The sequence below is a fragment of the Asanoa siamensis genome, assembly GCF_016862555.1.
Taxonomy (GTDB): Bacteria; Actinomycetota; Actinomycetes; order Mycobacteriales; family Micromonosporaceae; genus Asanoa; species Asanoa siamensis.
Map to the genome: position 1 here is coordinate 58333 of NZ_BONE01000010.1, position 14452 is coordinate 72784.

Annotated in this window: 13 protein-coding genes and 1 pseudogene; 7 read left to right on the forward strand and 7 right to left on the reverse strand. The window is 70.5% G+C overall.

Annotated elements, in window-relative coordinates:
• Positions 1-131: 131 nt before the first annotated feature.
• Both holA and Asi02nite_RS42695 read left to right on the forward strand, forming a co-directional pair.
• Positions 132-1097: pseudogene (gene holA / locus Asi02nite_RS08785) on the forward strand (DNA polymerase III subunit delta); the annotation flags it as partial.
• Positions 1098-1228: 131 nt separating this feature from the next.
• Positions 1229-2191 carry a TrbL/VirB6 family protein gene (locus tag Asi02nite_RS42695; RefSeq protein ID WP_203711683.1) on the forward strand — a complete coding sequence of 321 codons (963 nt, stop codon included), beginning with the start codon at positions 1229-1231 and terminating at the stop codon, positions 2189-2191.
• Between the two features lie 258 nt (positions 2192-2449).
• Here Asi02nite_RS42695 and Asi02nite_RS08795 read toward each other — a convergent pair whose 3' ends face one another.
• From Asi02nite_RS08795 to lepA, 6 genes are all read right to left on the reverse strand, one after another.
• Positions 2450-3280 (reverse strand): carbohydrate ABC transporter permease, encoded by an 831-nt coding sequence (locus tag Asi02nite_RS08795; RefSeq protein WP_203711684.1) that lies wholly within the window; start codon positions 3278-3280, stop codon positions 2450-2452.
• Positions 3277-4263, reverse strand: a complete 987-nt coding sequence (locus Asi02nite_RS08800; protein ID WP_203711685.1) for a carbohydrate ABC transporter permease — start codon at positions 4261-4263, stop codon at positions 3277-3279. Before Asi02nite_RS08800 ends, Asi02nite_RS08795 begins: the two co-directional genes overlap by 4 nt.
• Positions 4260-5501 (reverse strand): sugar ABC transporter substrate-binding protein, encoded by a 1242-nt coding sequence (locus Asi02nite_RS08805; RefSeq protein WP_203711686.1) that lies wholly within the window; start codon positions 5499-5501, stop codon positions 4260-4262. The genes Asi02nite_RS08800 and Asi02nite_RS08805 overlap by 4 nt, the downstream gene beginning before the upstream one ends.
• A 207-nt stretch (positions 5502-5708) precedes the next feature.
• Positions 5709-5996 (reverse strand): GlsB/YeaQ/YmgE family stress response membrane protein, encoded by a 288-nt coding sequence (locus Asi02nite_RS08810; protein WP_203711687.1) that lies wholly within the window; start codon positions 5994-5996, stop codon positions 5709-5711.
• 91 nt (positions 5997-6087) lie between these two features.
• Positions 6088-6513, reverse strand: a complete 426-nt coding sequence (locus Asi02nite_RS08815; RefSeq protein WP_239126577.1) for an NUDIX hydrolase — start codon at positions 6511-6513, stop codon at positions 6088-6090.
• Positions 6514-6602: 89 nt separating this feature from the next.
• Positions 6603-8486: a translation elongation factor 4 gene (gene lepA / locus Asi02nite_RS08820; protein WP_203711688.1), complete on the reverse strand. Its 1884-nt coding sequence runs from the start codon at positions 8484-8486 to the stop codon at positions 6603-6605.
• 98 nt (positions 8487-8584) lie between these two features.
• On the opposite strand from lepA, the gene Asi02nite_RS08825 reads away from it, so the two are divergent.
• The 5 genes from Asi02nite_RS08825 to Asi02nite_RS08845 all read left to right on the forward strand — a co-directional run bounded on the left by Asi02nite_RS08825 (position 8585) and on the right by Asi02nite_RS08845 (position 13199).
• A complete protein-coding gene (locus Asi02nite_RS08825; RefSeq protein ID WP_203711689.1) occupies positions 8585-9562 on the forward strand; it encodes a phosphotransferase in 978 nt (325 codons plus the stop codon).
• A 139-nt stretch (positions 9563-9701) separates the two neighbouring features.
• A complete protein-coding gene (locus Asi02nite_RS08830) occupies positions 9702-10367 on the forward strand; it encodes a HEAT repeat domain-containing protein (protein WP_203711690.1) in 666 nt (221 codons plus the stop codon).
• 5 nt (positions 10368-10372) lie between these two features.
• Positions 10373-11365 (forward strand): HEAT repeat domain-containing protein, encoded by a 993-nt coding sequence (locus Asi02nite_RS08835; RefSeq protein ID WP_203711691.1) that lies wholly within the window; start codon positions 10373-10375, stop codon positions 11363-11365.
• 823 nt (positions 11366-12188) lie between these two features.
• A complete protein-coding gene (gene rpsT, locus Asi02nite_RS08840; protein WP_203711692.1) occupies positions 12189-12455 on the forward strand; it encodes a 30S ribosomal protein S20 in 267 nt (88 codons plus the stop codon).
• A gap of 81 nt (positions 12456-12536) precedes the next feature.
• A complete protein-coding gene (locus Asi02nite_RS08845) occupies positions 12537-13199 on the forward strand; it encodes an MOSC domain-containing protein (RefSeq protein WP_203711693.1) in 663 nt (220 codons plus the stop codon).
• A 107-nt stretch (positions 13200-13306) separates the two neighbouring features.
• Here Asi02nite_RS08845 and Asi02nite_RS08850 read toward each other — a convergent pair whose 3' ends face one another.
• Positions 13307-14215: a phytanoyl-CoA dioxygenase family protein gene (locus tag Asi02nite_RS08850; RefSeq protein WP_203711694.1), complete on the reverse strand. Its 909-nt coding sequence runs from the start codon at positions 14213-14215 to the stop codon at positions 13307-13309.
• Positions 14216-14452: the final 237 nt, after the last annotated feature.

The following is a 14452-nucleotide window of genomic DNA, read 5'->3' on the forward strand; positions in this document are numbered from 1 at the left end:
GGGATGATCAGCGCATAGACGGACAGGTGCTGACGGACAGCAATTTGTCGCGATTTGCGGTTGATGAGTGATCGACTACTCATTTGGGTGAGGACGTTCGGTCGGTCAGGGGCGCATGCGAGTATGGCCCGGTGACCGGCGGCCTCTCCTCAATTCAACTCGTGCTCGGCGACGAGGAACTGCTGGTGGCGCGTGCCGTCGACAAGGCCGTCGCGGCGGCCAAGGAGGCGGACGCGGCTACCGACGTGCGGCAGTACGACGCCAACGCGTTGGCCGCCGGTGAGCTGGCCGAGATGGTCAGCCCCTCGCTGTTCGGCGGTCGTCGCCTGATCGTCGTGCGCGGCGGTCAGGACGCCCGCAAGGACGTGGTGACCGCGCTGCTGGATTATGCGAAGCACCCGGACCCGGACGTCACGCTGATCGTCACGCACACGGGTGGCGGCCGGGCCAAGGCGCTCGCCGACGGGCTCCGCACGGCCGGTGCCGAGGTCGTGACCGCCGCGAAGCTCAAGTCGCACCGCGACCGGGTGGCGTTCGTGCGCGAGGAGCTTCGCCGTGGCAGCACGCGCGGCTCCGAGGAAGCGGCGGAGGCGTTGCTGGCCGCCGTCGGCAACGACCTGCGCGAGCTCGCGGCCGCCTGCTCGCAGTTGCTAGCCGACGTCGAGGGCCGGATCGATGCCGCGACGGTGGCCCGCTACTACCGCGGGCGGGCCGAGGTCAGCGGCTTCACGGTGGCCGACGCCGCGATGGTCGGCGACGTGCCCGGGGCGCTGGAGGCGCTGCGGTGGGCGCTGCACGTCGGCGTCGACCCGGTGCCGATCGCCGACGCGATCGCTGACGGCGTCCGCACAGTCGCTCGGGTGGCCTCGGCCGGGCGCGGCAACGCGTACCAGATGGCGAGCTCCCTCGGCATGCCGGCGTGGAAAATCGAGCGCGCTCAGCGGCAGGCCCGCGGGTGGAGTCCGGAGGGCCTCGTCGCCGCGATGCGCGCCGCCGCCGACTGCAACGCCGAGGTCAAGGGTGGCGCCGACGACCGGGGGTACGCGTTGGAGCGCGTCGTCTTCGCGGTCGCCGCCGCCCGCAACGGTGACTCCGGCCGAAGTGGACAGGGCGGCCCGGGACGCACGGACGGCGACGGCACCGGCCGGCCGACCGACGCGCGTGCCGCTGCCCGCGCCGCGGCCGCCGGCCGGGGCGCGACCGGCACCCGTCGCCCAGGCGGCAGCCGATGACGGCGCGACGACTGACGGCACAACTCGTTCCGGGCGGCGAGTGGAGCGGACGCCCGTTCTACGCGCGCGCCTTACGCCTCCGGCACGTCAACCCGAGCTCGACGGTGTGCTTCGTCTTCCTGGAGGGCGCCACCGCCTTCGCGATCATCCTGGCGCTGGCCGAGCTGATCCCGGCGTGGGGCATCGTGCTGTTGCCGATCTGCATCGCGGCCATGGTCAAGATCAACGATGTGGTGGCCGGAGCCGCGGTCCGCGCGGCGGCGACGCGCACCGGCGGCGCCCGGCGACCGCTACGTCCCTTCCGCACGATCGGCCGCGCCGCGGTCCCGGGCGGGGCGGCCGCTGCCGACAAGGTAGGCCGCGTCTACCGCTCGGCGCCCGTGGACACCGTGCCGGCAGGGCCGGCTGGGGCGGCGAAGGGCCCGGCCGGGACCGGCGGCCCCGCGCCGGCGGCGCGGGCTGGGGCCACGAAGAGATCGGTAGGGACCGCAGGCACCGCGACCGCGGGGTCGGTCGGTACCGCGAACGGTCTGGCCGAGACCGGCGCCACCGCGCCCACGGGGCCGGCTGGAGCCGCGAACGGCCTGGCCGGGAGCGCCTCCGCCGGGCGCGCCGCACTAGGTGGGGCGCCGGACGGCTTGGCCGGAACCGCCGACACCGCGGCCACGGGACCGGCTGGGGTTGGGAACGGCTTCTCCGGGACCGGCGGCACGGCCGCCGGCGACGAACTGTGTGAAGACGCCTTCGGCGACCCCGAAACCGACCCCCCGCAGCCCGGCGAGGGCCAACGCGGTGCGATCCCACAAGCCCGCCACGCCACCCAGGCGGCGGCGCTCAACGCGCCACCCGTCGACCTCCACGGCGGCCGCGGCGCGCGCACCCCGACGACCAGGCCGGCCGATGTGTTCGACACCCCGGCCCAACGCGCCCGTCACTCCGCGAACCGCCGCTACCGGTAGCGCCTGACGGCGTACCACCTCACGCGGACCACCAAGGGGACAGGTCCGTCCCGACCACGCTGAGCGCGATCGGGCCGCCTCCGGCGAGAGACAACGACCGCAGGGCGGAACGATGCCGGCGGCGGTGGCCGGCGGCCTGCTGACTGGCCGTGGCGGCGACGCCTGGGGGACCCCGTGACGGCGACGTCTGGAGGGCCGTGGCGGCGACGGCGACGGTGGGGTGGGTGTTGTGGTGCCGCGGACCATGGCCGCCACCCATCAGCCCTTCAACGCCCCCGCCGCCAACCCACCCACCATCCGGCGTTGGACGATCAAGAAGAACACCAGCACCGGAATCGTCAGGATCGTCGACGCCGCCATCACCGGCCCCCACGCCGTGTCGTCGCGGCCGAAGAAGAACGTCATCGCCACCGGGAGCGTGTACCGCGTCTGGTCGTTGAGGAACGTCAGTGCGAAGATCAACTCGTTCCAGGCCACGATGAACGAGAAGATGCTCGTCGCCGCCAGGCCCGGGGCCACCAGCGGCAGCAGGATCCGACGGAAGATCTGCGCCCGGCTCGCCCCGTCGATCGCCGCCGCTTCCTCCAGCTCCACCGGGACCGCCGCCACGAAACCGCGGAGCATCCAGACCGCGAACGGGAGTGAGAAACCCACGTACGTCAGCACCAGGCTCGCCAGCGTGTCGTACAGACCCAGCCGCTGGATCATCAGGAACAGCGGGATGACCAGGGCCTCCAGCGGGATCATCTGGACGACCAGGAGCATCACGAGGAACGACGTACGCAGCCGGAAGCGGAAACGCGCCACCGCCGTCGCCGCCAGCAGCGCGACCAGGCCACTGACGAGAACCGTCGCCACCGCGACCAGGACGCTGTTGACGAAGAAGTCGACGAAGGTCACGCCCGGGATCAGGTCGCCCGTCAGGATCGTGCGGTAGTGCGCGAACGTCGGGTCGCGGGGGAACGGCACCGGGCCGCCCGAGAAGATCTCCGGGGTCGACTTGAACGACGTCGACACCATCCAGACGACCGGGAAGACCGCGAACGCCGCGACCAGCAGGCCGATCAGGTTGAGCGCGGACCGCCTCACAGCTCCTCCTGCTTGAGCAGGGACCGCACGTAGAAGCCGGTCACGACCAACAGGATCACCGTCAGGACGACCGCGACCGTCGCGCCCAGGCCGTACTTCGGTGGCGGCGAGAACGCGGTCGCGTACGAGTAGATCGAAAGCATGAAGGTCGGCCTGTCCTGCGTGCCGCCGGCCAGCACGTACTGCTGCGTGAAGACCTTGAAGTCCCAGATCGTCGAGAGCACGACCAGGATCCCGAACACCGGCCGCAGCAGTGGGAACGTCACCGACCAGAACGACCGCCACGGGCCGGCGCCGTCGACCCGCGCGGCCTCCAGCAACTCACCCGGCAGGCTCTTCAAGCCCGCCAGCACCGACACCGCGATGAACGGGAAGGAGTGCCAGACGACCACCAGCGTCAGGATCGCGAAGAACGACAAAGGCGAGTTGAACCACCCGTACCCGGTCCAGTCAGAACGCCCGAACAAGGAGGTCGACAACCCGTCCGGCAACGCGTTGAACAGCCACGTCACCAGCCCGTTGGTGTCGTCGAAGATCCACTTCCAGGTGATGGTCCCGGTCAGCGCGGGCGTCGCCCACGCCAACAGCACGCAGCCACCCACGAAGGAAGCCATCCGTCGACCCAGCCGGTGCAGGAGCAACCCGACCAGAGTCCCCAACACCATCGTGAGGACGACGTTGGCCAGTGCGAACAGCACCGTGTTGCGCAACACCGTGTGGAAGAACGGATCCGAGAGGATCTCCCGGTAGTTCGCCAGCCCGGCGAACGGCCACGGCCGGTCGCCACGCACCTGGCGCACGCTGTCCAGGTCGTACAGCGACATCACCACGACCTGCCCGAGCGGCCACAGCAGCAGCGCCGCGATGACCACCAGGCAGGGGAGCAGCAACAGGTACGGGAGCCGGCCCGGCCCCCGCCGCCAGGCGCGGGCGGCGGGGGCGGGACGGGACGGCTTCAGCTCAGGGTCCGCGAGCGTCGTCACTTGGCGTTGAGGATGCTCTCGATCTCGGCGGCCGCGTCGGTCGTCGCCTGGTCGACCGTCTTCTGGCCCTTCATGACCGAGCTGTTCATCGCCTGCGTCACCGTCTTGGTGCGGCTGACCTCGACCCACTTCGGCGTCATCGGCGTGAGCTTGGTGCTCTTCATGCTCGCCGCGAACGCCGCCATGATCTTGTCGTCGTTGTAGCCGCTGGAGACCAGGTCGGAGTACACCGGGAAGAACTTGAGGCTGTCGGCGTACTTCTTGTTGTTCTGCTTGTCGAGCAGCACCGTCATGTAGTCCCAGGCCACGTCCTTGGCCTTGCTGTCCTCCCAGATGGCGATGTCGGAGCCGCCGGCGAACGCGGGCGCCTCACCACCGGTCGGGCCGGGGACCGGGAACGTGCCCCAGACCTTGTCGAGGTTCGGGTCGGCCTGCAGCATCGCGGCCTGCTGCCAGCTGCCGGCGAACGCCATCGCCGCCTTGCCGGTGGCGAACTGCGTACGCGCGTCGATCTCGTTCCAGGCCGCCGCCGCCGGTGGCGCCACCTTGTGCACGGTCACGAGGTCGGTCCAGAACTTGACCGCCTGCCGCGACTCGGCCGACGTCAGACCGGACTTCCACGTGCCGCCGTCGTCCGTGGCGATCTCGCCGCCGGCACCCCAGAGGAACGAGTAGAACGGCAGCTCCGAGTTGCCCGGCACCGCGATGCCGTACGTGCCCGGCTTCTTCGCCTGCACCGCCTTGGCCACCGTCACGAGCTCGTCCCAGGTCTTCGGCGGCTGCACGCCCGCCTCCTGGAACCAGTCGGTGCGGTAGTAGATCGCGCGGACGCCGGCGTACCAGGGGACGCCGTACTGCTTCCCGTCGAGCTGCGCGTTCTTCACCAGGTCGGGCAGGATGTCCTTGCCCGGTGCCCAGCCGGAGAGCCGCGACGTCAGGTCGGCCAGGGCCTCCTGTTGCGCCCAGCCCTGCGTCTCGGTGTTGCCCAGCTCGGTGACGTCGGGGCCCTCGCCGCCGGCGAGCGCCGCCTGGAACTTCTTGGGTGCCTCGAGCCAGGGGATGTACTGCACGACGACATCGGTGTTCGGATGCTTCTGCTTGAACTGCGCCTCGACACCGTCGAGGAACGAGTTCTGCGCGTCCCCGCCCTCACCCATCATCCAGACGGTGAGCTTGGCCGGGTCCGCCTGCTGCTCGTTGCCGCTATCGTCATCGCTGCCACAGGCAGTGGCGAGCATCGCTGCCGCAAGGAAAATCGTGACAACCTGGAACGGTCTCCGCCTCGTCTTCACGACGCATTCCCTTCCGCGATGGGGGTCAGGGTTGTAGGTAACCTTCTTCGCGGCACACTAGTACGTAAATTTCTTTTACGACAGACCATCGATGGTTGCACAACGGAAACGGGCGCCCCGCAGGGCGCCCGTTCCAGAGAGTTACCGTGTGCGTCAGTACCGGCTGACCCGACGCCGACCACGGCCGTACATGCTGACGGTGAGCAGCACGCCGACGGCGGCGAGAGCGATCTGCAGCAGCAGCTCGCGCCAGTCGATCCAGCCACCGGTGTCGGCGAAACCGCCGGCGCGGGCGATGGCGGAGCCCAGCAGCGCGGCGACGACACCGATGACCAGCGTCAGCCAGATCGGGATGTTCTGGCGGCCGGGCACGACCAACCGGCCCAGCGCACCAATGATCAGACCGACAATCAGCGCGGTGATGATCCCACCTGCGGTCATGGCCCTTCCTCCTCCTCGGGGGGTGTGTGACAGCCGCTAAGTTCCCGAGGCGGCGGAGCACCAAACCGGATCTATCCTCCGGATGGCAGGTTTATTTCGCCGACAGCAACGATTCTTGTACGCGGTACGCGTCGACCAGGGCAGCGTCCATAGTCGAGAACGCCATCTTCGGCGGCGCGGCCAGGTCGAACCAGGTCATATCGGACGATTCGGCCGGGTCGAGCCGGATCGCCGCCACGTCCAGGGTCGCGAAGTAGAAGCAGTCCAGCACCGGCAGCAGCTCACCCTGGAACTCGTACGTGCCGACGTACATGCCGATGAGGTCGCCCAGCCGCACCTCGACGCCGAGCTCCTCGCGGCCCTCGCGCACCGCGGCGTCCCGCGGGTGCTCGAAGCCGTCGCAGAACCCGCCCGGCGTCTCCCAGAGCCCGGCCATCGGCTCCATCGCCCGCCGCAGCGCCAGGAATCGGCCCTGGCCGTCGAGCACGACCAGGCTCGCGGTGGGTCGCGCGTTCACATACAGCTGGTACGCGCACGCGGGGCAGACGGTGGGCGGCGGGCCGGCCAGCCCCGACCCGCACCGCGGGCAGAACCCGGCCGCGGCCGTCACTTCTTGCCCGACTTGGCGCCGTCCGCGCCCGAGTCCGAGGTGGACAGCGCGGCGATGAAGGCCTCCTGCGGCACCTCCACGCGGCCGACCATCTTCATCCGCTTCTTGCCTTCCTTCTGCTTCTCGAGCAGCTTGCGCTTACGGGTGATGTCACCGCCGTAGCACTTGGCGAGCACGTCCTTGCGGATCGCGCGGATCGTCTCGCGGGCGATCACCCGGCTGCCGATCGCGGCCTGGATCGGCACCTCGAACTGCTGCCGGGGGATCAGCTTCTGCAGCTTGGACGCGATGTTGACGCCGTAGTTGTAGGCCTTGTCCTTGTGCACGATCGCGCTGAACGCGTCGACGGGCTCGCCGTGCAGCAGGATGTCGACCTTGACCAGGTCGGCCTTCTGCTCGCCGGAGGGCTCGTAGTCGAGGCTCGCGTACCCCTTGGTCCGGCTCTTGAGCTGGTCGAAGAAGTCGAAAATGATCTCGGCGAGCGGCAGCGTGTAGCGCAGCTCGACCCGGTCGGTCGACAGGTAGTCCATGCCGAGCAGCGACCCCCGCCGGCCCTGGCACAGCTCCATCACGGCGCCGACGTAGTCGTTGGGCGTCAGCACGGTCGCGCGCACGACGGGCTCGTAGACCTCGGCGACCTTGCCCGCCGGGAACTCGCTCGGGTTGGTGACCGTGATCTCCGAACCGTCGTCCATGATCACCCGGTAGACCACGTTCGGCGCGGTCGAGATGAGGTCGAGCCCGAACTCGCGCTCCAGCCTCTCCCCGATGATCTCCAGGTGCAGCAGGCCGAGGAAGCCGCAGCGGAACCCGAAGCCGAGCGCCGCGCTGGTCTCCGGCTCGTAGGTGAGCGCCGCGTCGTTGAGCTTGAGCTTGTCGAGCGCGTCCCGCAGCGCCGGGTAGTCGGAGCCGTCGATCGGGTAGAGGCCCGAGTAGACCATCGGCTTCGGGTCCTTGTAGCCGCCGAGCGCCTCGGTGGCCGGCCGGCCGTTGATGGTGATCGTGTCACCGACCCGGGACTGGCGGACGTCCTTCACGCCGGTGATCAGGTAGCCGACCTCGCCGACGCCGAGCCCCGGCGACTTGACCATCTCGGGCGAGATGACGCCGATCTCCAGCAACTCGTGCGCGGCGCCGGTCGACATCATCTTGATCCGGTCGCGCGCCTCGATCTTGCCGTCGATCACGCGGACGTAGGTGACCACGCCGCGGTAGATGTCGTACACGGAGTCGAAGATCATCGCCCGTGCGGGCGCGTCCGCCTCGCCGACCGGAGGCGTGAACTGCCGGACGATCTCGTCGAGCAGATGCGCCACGCCCTCGCCGGTCTTGCCGGACACCCGCAGGCAGTCCTCGGGCTGGCCGCCGATCAGGTGCGCGAGCTCCTCGGCGTACTTCTCGGGTTGCGCCGCCGGCAGGTCGATCTTGTTGAGCACGGGGATGATGTGCAGGTCGTTCTCGAGCGCGAGGTAGAGGTTGGCCAGCGTCTGCGCCTCGATGCCCTGCGCGGCGTCGACCAGCAGCACGGCACCCTCACAGGCGGCGAGACTGCGCGACACCTCGTACGTGAAGTCGACGTGCCCGGGTGTGTCGATCATGTTGAGCACGGCCTGCTCGCCGGCCCGCTCACCGGCGCGGATGGTCCACGGCATCCGGACCGCCTGCGACTTGATCGTGATGCCGCGCTCGCGCTCGATGTCCATCCGGTCCAGGTACTGGGCCCGCATCTGCCGCGGGTCGACCACCTCCGTCAGCTGCAGCATGCGGTCAGCCAGCGTCGACTTGCCGTGGTCGATGTGGGCGATGATGCAGAAGTTGCGGATGCGCGCCGGATCGGTAGAACCGGGCTGGTTGGTGCCGCGGTCGAGCGTGGGTGGCACGGTGGTCCGTTCTGGTCGGCGGAGGTCGTGGTCGCTCTCTATGCTCGCATGTCCAATTGGGTAGCCCGGGTGAGGAGCGGTCCGGCAGCATGGCCGGCATGCCGAGCACGCCGCCGTTCCGCTACGACGCGACCGCCGTCCGCCCGTCCTGGGAGTCGCTCGCCGGCGACCTGCGCGCGGCGATCGAGGCCCGACTGGGGTCGCCGGTGGTCCGGGCCGACGGCGCCGGCGCGGGCTTCACCAGCGGCTTCGCCGCACTGCTCACGACCGCCGCCGGGGACCGGGTCTTCGTCAAGGCGGCGCGCTCCGCGGACCAGCGGCACCTGTGCGACTGGTACGCCCACGAGGCGCTGGTCACGGCCGCGCTGCCGGCGCAGGTCCGGGCACCGCGGCCGCTCTGGACCCTGGCGACGCCCGACTGGTTCGTCCTGTGCGCGGAGGCGGTCGAGGGCCGTACCCCTTCGCTGCCGTGGGCACCCGACGAGCTGACGGCGACGCTCGACACCTGGGCCACGGCGGCGGCGGCGCTGGCCGACCCGCCGCAGGCGCTGCGCGACCTGAAGCTGCCCGCGCTGGCGCCGATGCTCGCCGAGGAGTTCGGCGGCTGGCGCTGGATGGCGAGCGGCAAGGTGCCGACCCCGCCGTCGGCGGCCCCGGGCCGGGACCACCTGGCCGACCTGGTCGGTTTGGAGGAGGCGGCGCCCGCCCTGGTCGTCACGCGGGAGTTGACGCACTGCGACCTGCGCCTGGACAACGTCATCATCGACCCGGCCGGTCAGGCCTGGCTCTGCGACTGGAACTGGCTCTGCCACGGCCCGGCCTGGTTCGACACGGCGATCCTGCTGATCACCGCTTATGCCGGCGGTCTGGACGCCGACAAGCTGTGGGCGACCCACCCGACGGCGGCCGACGCCCCGGAGGGCGCGCTGGACGCGACGCTGGCGGCGATGTCCGGTTACTACCTGACGCGCGGGGCGGCACCGCCGAACGACGCGGCGCCCGCGGTCCGCGCCCACCAGACCTGGCACGGCGAGGTGGCGCTGGCCTGGCTCTCGGACCGCCAGGGATGGAGCTGACAATTCGGGACTCGGGTCCGTCGTGGGCACGACCGTCGCTCCCGCCAGACACCGCTCGCTCCGCTTCGCTGCCAGGTCCGCGTCGGGTTTGACCCTGACACCGTGACAAGCCCTTCACTGGGTCGCGGAGGTGGTCCATATGACTATGGTGGGCGAAACGACGGCGCGTGCGCGGCAGGCTCTGGCGCACGGCAACGCGTCGGTGCGGATGCGGGCGGCGATGGCCGTGGGCACGGCACCGGACCCGGCGCTGGTCGACACGCTCGTGCGGCGCTGCGGGATCGAGCCTGAATTCTCCGTGCGGGAGATGCTCACGTGGGCGCTGACCCGCCACGCACCCGAGGTGACGGTGCCGCGGCTGGTCCAGGAGCTGCGCTCGCGGCGGCCGCAGGCACGGAGCCAGGCGCTGCACACGCTGTCCAAGATCGGCGACCGGCGGGCCTGGCCGGCGATCACGAGGGACCTGCTCACCGACGCCGACGACGAGGTGGCCCGCAGCGCGTGGCGGGCGGCGGTGGCGCTCGCGCCCGCCGACGCGCTTCCCGAGTTGGCCGCGGTGCTGGCGACGCAGCTGGGTCGGGGCGGTCGCGACACCCGGTTGAGCCTCAGCCGGGCACTGGTCGCGCTCGGCGAGGTGATCATGCCGACCCTCCGGTCGGCGATGGCGGCCACCGACCCCGCCGTCAGGCAACACGCGCAAGCGACCGGAAAACTGTGGCACGACCCGGACGCCGGATTCGAGTTGGCGATCGAGGAGGCGAAGCGGATCGTGGCCCTGGGCGGCGACGCTCGAAAGGAGGCGTAGGCACGGTGTTGATCGGCGACGTGGCACGGCGGTCGGGGGTCAGCGCCCGGATGCTGCGGCACTACGACTCGCTCGGGCTGGTGCGGCCGACGGGTCGCACCCACGGCGGCTACCGGGAGTACTCGGACGCGGACATCCGCCGGATCTTCCACGTCGAGAGCCTGCGCTCGCTGGGACTGTCGCTGCGGGACGTGGGCCGGGCCCTCGACGACCCAGGCTTCACGCCCGCGGGCCTGGTGGAGGACCTGATCCGCGAGACCCGGGCCCGGATCGCCGCACAGACGGAGTTGCTGACCCGGCTCCGCCGGATCGGCGACGCGGAACCCACCGACTGGTCGGACGTCCTGCAGACCGTCGCCCTCCTCCAGGCACTGGGCTCGGACGACGCGGCCCGCCGCCAACGGGCGGCCCTGACCTCCGCCGAGGAGATCCCGGTAGCGACCCTGGTCGAGGCGGCGCTGACCGAGACGGACCCGAACGTGGCCGGCGCGCTCCGCTGGGCACTGACCCGCTCGGGCGACGACGCCCTGCCCCTCCTGGCGGAGGGCCTGACCGCTTCCGACGCGAAGGTGCGCAAACGCGCGGTCCAGTCGATCGCGGAGCTGCCGGGGGAGGCGGCCACGGACCTGCTCCGCACTGCTCTCGCCAGCCCGGACCCCGCGGTCCAGAGCCACGCGGCCCTGGCCCTGGGCAACCGCGGAGTCGCGGACGCCATCCCACCTCTGATCAACATGATCATCACCGAACAGGCTGACGCGGACGCGGCGGACGCACTGAGCGCGCTGGCCGGCGACGCGGCGCTCGCGGACCGCATCGCGGCGGCCGTGGTCGACGCCCTCGCCCAAGGTCAGGAGCCGGAACGCCGACGGCTGATCCAGGCCTTGGCGGACATCCCTGGGGAACGGGCGACAACAGCCCTGGCCCACTTGACCCACGACACGGACCGCGTAGTCGCTGGAACGGCCACCTACGCCCTGACCCGCCGCCCCACACCGTGACACCACCCGCCGCCAGGGGCGGGTGAGTGCTTGGGCCGGGTGCCGGCAACAGCGGCCGTTCACCGCTGGGCCGGCGCGCCACGTCGTGCGGGGTCGAGGTCGGCAGGGGCGGATCGGGTGGTGGCTGCTGGGGTCGCTTACGCGCTGGACCGAGGTGTCACCCCGCGGCGACCTGCCGGCATCGGGATTGGTGTGGGCGCGGATCGGGTGGTTGCGCCGCCCGGGCCGCTTACGCCGTGGGCCGGCGTGCCGCGGCGTGAAGGTGTGCGGTGCCGGGCTTGGTGGTGGGGCGTGGATCGGGTGGTCGCTGCTGCGGGCGCCTATGCCCTAGGCTCGCCCGCCATGTCGTGCGGGTCTGCGGCATCGGGGTATGTGGGGACCGGATAGGTGGTTGGTGCCGCAACCTTCGCCTGGCCCGGCGTGCCACGTCGTGACTGTGTGCGGGTGTTGGTTGGTGGTCGGGCGGAGGGGCGGTCGGCGCCGCGGCCATTTACGACCCTGGGCCGGCCCGCCACGTCGTGGTGGTGTGCGGGTCCGGGTTGGTGCGGGTCGCTGAGCGGGTGGTCGCCGCCGTGGGCCGGCGGCCTGCGCGCCCGCTGCGTTGTGAGCGTGTGTGGCGCGTCGGGGCTTGTGGGGCCGCGGGGATCGGGTCGGTTTGGCAGGCCCAACCGCAGCCCGGCAGGGTGGTTGGCGGGTCGGTGGATCTTGGATAGACGAGGGGTGTTTTGGCCCGTCAATGGGTTGCTGGTAGTCTGGCTTTTCGCGTGTGGCGACGTTCGCCTGCGCCCCATTCAATCAACCAGGAGCAGGACGAGGCTGTCGCGTGGCGAACATCAAGTCCCAGATCAAGCGCAACCGGCAGAACGAGAAGCGCCGTCTGCGTAACAAGTCGGTCAAGTCGTCGCTGAAGACCGCGATCCGCAAGTTCCACGAGGCGACCGCGGCCGGTGACACCGAGCAGGCCGGCGTGCTGATGCGTGACGCGTCGCGCAAGCTCGACAAGGCCGTCAGCAAGGGTGTCATCCACAAGAACCAGGCGGCCAACCGCAAGTCGGCCATCGCCAAGAAGCTCAACGCGCCTGCCGCCTGAGCTGGAGCGAATCCGCCGGATTCTTCTGCCAAGGGCTGACCCGCGACCGCGGGTCGGCCCTTGTTGCGTAGCCTGGCCCGCATGACAGGCGCAGCAGGGGCAGAGGCACGGGCAGGGCGCGTTCTCTCCGTCAACGTCGGCAGCCGCAGGATCACCGACTACGCCGACGGGCCGGGTGGTCAGACCGGCATCGACAAGCAGCCGACCATCGACCGGGTCGCGGTCTCCGACAGCGGCGTCGACGGCGACTACATCGGCAACCGCCGGGTGCACGGCAGCCCCGAGCAGGCGGTCTACGCGTACGCGGTCGAGGACGCCCGGTGGTGGGCCGACGAGTTGGGCCGCGCCCTCGGTGCCGGCGCCTTCGGCGAGAACCTCACCACCGCGGGCATCGACGTCACCGAGGCGGTGATCGGGGAACGGTGGGCGGTCGGCGGGGCCGTCCTCCAGGTGACCAAGCCCCGCGAGCCCTGCATGACCTTCGCCGGCTTCTGGGGCATCCCCGACCTGATCAAGCGGTTCACCCACCACGGCGCGCCGGGCGCCTACCTCCGGGTGCTCACCCCCGGCACGGTCGGCGCCGACGACACGATCGAGATCGTCCACCGGCCCGACCACGGCGTCACGATCGGCGAGACCTTCCGCGCGCTGAACGGCCACCCGGAGTTGCTGCCGAACCTGCTCGCGGCCACCGACCTGCCCGACCGGCTCTACGCCAAGATCAAGCGCCGCGTCCGGGCGTGAACCGGGGATCTGGCAGGGACGGGCCCCCAAGGGCCCCGGCCCGGTGTCCGGCGGGAGCAACGGTCGTGCCCCCGGCGGACCCGGGCCGGATCCTGGAATTTAAAAGATCAACGCAGCCACGGGACGCTGCGGTCCAGCAGACCGCGCGTCTTCAGCTCCTTGCGCAGCGGGATCTCGTCGTCGATGTAGCCGTCCCAGTTGATGCCCCAGTAGTTCGCGGTGTGGGTGCCCTCGCCGATCAGCTGGCGCTGCACCGGGGTGCGGTTGCGGTACCACTCCGACTCCTTGTCGACGTGCAGTTCGTCGAGCGGGCGGATCCACCGGTACGTGTAGCCGACGAACAGCATCTTGCGGGTGATGTTCGACAGGTTGGTCGAGCGCGAGTGCCACTGCCGACGGTCGAAGATGAACGCGTCACCCGGGTTCGCCGTGATCTCGACGGCGCCCTCCGGGTCCGGGTTGTGCACCGTCAGGTCGTCGGGGCGGGGCAGCGAGTTCAGCAGCTGGCTGCCCGGGATGACCTTGGTCGCGCCGCGGCCGGTCTCGGACAGGTCCGACAGGACGTACGCCACCTTCAGCGAGAACATCGGCCGCGGCAGGTTCGGGTCCATCGTCTCCGGGTCGGAGTTCTGCCGGTACCCGTCCTGGTGCCAACCCCAGTACGGCTTCTCCGGCTCGGCGGCCGGCGGGGTGACGTCCAGGTGGTTGTGGTGCGTGTAGATGTTCCAGCCCGCGAGACCCCACATGTACGGGAACGCGACGGGGTGCGTGAGCAGCTCGCCGAACAGTTCGTCGCGGTCGAGGAAGCCGAGCAGGTGCAGGGTGCCGTCCTTGGTGGTCCGGCCGGCGGCCTTCTCCTCCGCGTACACCCGGTCGACCGCCTCCTCGAGCGCGGCCCGGTGGTCCTCGGTGAGGACGTTGCGCAGGAGCATGAAGCCCTGCTCGTGGAACTCCTTCCGGTCGACCTCGCTGATCGGCTCGTAGCCCGTGCGGCCTCCGTAGTCGAACACGTGCATTTCCTCCCCGTGACGTCGCTGGGGCCGTCACTTGGACCGTCGGTACGGGCCTGGGCGGCCCCTGATAACGCGAAAAGTTGAAGCGAATTTGCGTTATCCGGCGATGCTAGAGGCGATTGTCGAGTCGCAAAGACTCGGGGCGGCGGAAGATCATCGGGGAATGGGCGATCCGTACGATATGGAGGGGGATCGCTACCGCAAGCGATAGTGGATGCCCATAAATCCGCGCAAGACAGA